This is a genomic window from Pseudomonas sp. CVAP#3, assembly GCF_018986375.1.
Lineage (GTDB): Bacteria > Pseudomonadota > Gammaproteobacteria > Pseudomonadales > Pseudomonadaceae > Aquipseudomonas > Aquipseudomonas helvetica.
In genome coordinates, this window is sequence record NZ_JAHMSC010000042.1 from 1 (window position 1) to 1,516 (window position 1,516).

The following is a 1,516-nucleotide window of genomic DNA, read 5'->3' on the forward strand; positions in this document are numbered from 1 at the left end:
CTGAGAATCATCTAGCCGGCCTCCCCACCTCACGGAGGTGGCGCAAAATTCAAGGTGCGAACATTGTCTTTTGCTGAAGGAGGCCGTGATGAAATTCTGTGGCATAGACCTGCATTCGAACAACAGCGTAGTGGTAATTGCCGACGAAACGGACCGAGTGCTGGTCAGTCGGCGCTGCCCCAACGAACTCGCGAAAATCATTCTCTTGCTCGAACCCTATCGCGCCGAGTTAGTCGGCGTGGTGGTCGAGTCCACGTACAACTGGTACTGGCTGGTCGATGGGCTGAAAGAAGCCGGATTCGAGGTGAAACTGGCCAACACCGTGGCGATGAAACGCTATGACGGTTTAAAGCATTCAGATGATCAGGATGATGCGGCGTTCCTGGCGCATTTGCTACGACTCGGGATCTTGCCGACGGGCTACATTCATCCGCCGCAAGAGCGTGCGCTGCGTGACCTCGCTCGCAAACGCATTCAGTTGGTGCGCAGCCGGACTCAACATGTCCTGGCAGTGGAAAACATCCTGGCTCGTCAGCTGGGCCGCCGATTAAACAGCGGTGCCGTCAAACGCCTGTCAGCGACATCGGTCGACAGGCTGGGCCTGCCACCCGATGTCGCTCTAGCGATGAAAGCCAATGTGGCAATCATTGAGGCGATGAATATTCAAATCCGCTGTTTGGAAGATCGCTTGCTTCAAAGCGCCCAATTGCGCCCGGAGTATGCCCTGCTGAAGTCGATGCCGGGGATTGGCGAGGTACTCGCGACCGTGATCATGCTGGAAACGGGCGACATCGAACGCTTTGCCGACGTGGGTAACTTTGCTTCATATGCTCGATGCGTGGATAGCGCCCACTACTCCAACGGCAAGAAAAAGAGCGAAGGCAACACCAAGAATGGCAATGCCTATTTGATCTGGGCCTTTATCGAAGCCGCCAACTTTGCCCGGCGTTTCAGTGAAGACGCCAAACGTTTTTTTGAGAAGAAGAAAGCTAAAACCAACAACGTGGTCGCCACCAAGGCACTGGCCCACAAACTAGCCCGTGCGAGTTACCACATCCTGAAGGAGAAACAGCCCTTTGATGCCAAACGCTGTTTCGCCTGAGAGGCGAATAAGGTGAGAGCAGATCAGCCAATTAGGGGACTGGGCAGACTGAGCCAAGCGGTCTGAGTGGAGGTCTGCTGTCACCGCCTGAGTGTGTTGTACCCGGGTCGTCTGCCAAGTGAGCCCGTAGAGACTGGGCGCGTATTTTTTACGCGAAACCACGGTTCTGTGACACGTTTTGGACACATTGGCGGCACCAACGTTTCTCTGGGGCGGGTTACCGCCAGGGCGGAACTGCAAGCATCATCACCGCTTGATCCATATGGGTGACTGGCGCGACCCGGTCGTAGCCAGCAACGAGGAAACGGGTTCGATCGGTTCAACCGATCAGGTTTAACGAGGGAAACACCCTGCCGTTAAAAAAGCAGGGCGGGTAGGCTTTGGATCTTGACGTAGGACCGGCTAATGGGTGTC

Annotated in this window: 1 protein-coding gene; it reads left to right on the forward strand. The window is 55.5% G+C overall.

Translation table 11 applies throughout. The features are described 5' to 3' along the window. Nucleotides 1–37 precede the first annotated feature (37 nt). Nucleotides 38–1,102 (forward strand): IS110 family transposase, encoded by a 1,065-nt coding sequence (locus tag KRR23_RS28925; RefSeq protein ID WP_367880671.1) that lies wholly within the window; start codon nt 38–40, stop codon nt 1,100–1,102. The last annotated feature ends 414 nt before the right edge of the window (nt 1,103–1,516 follow it).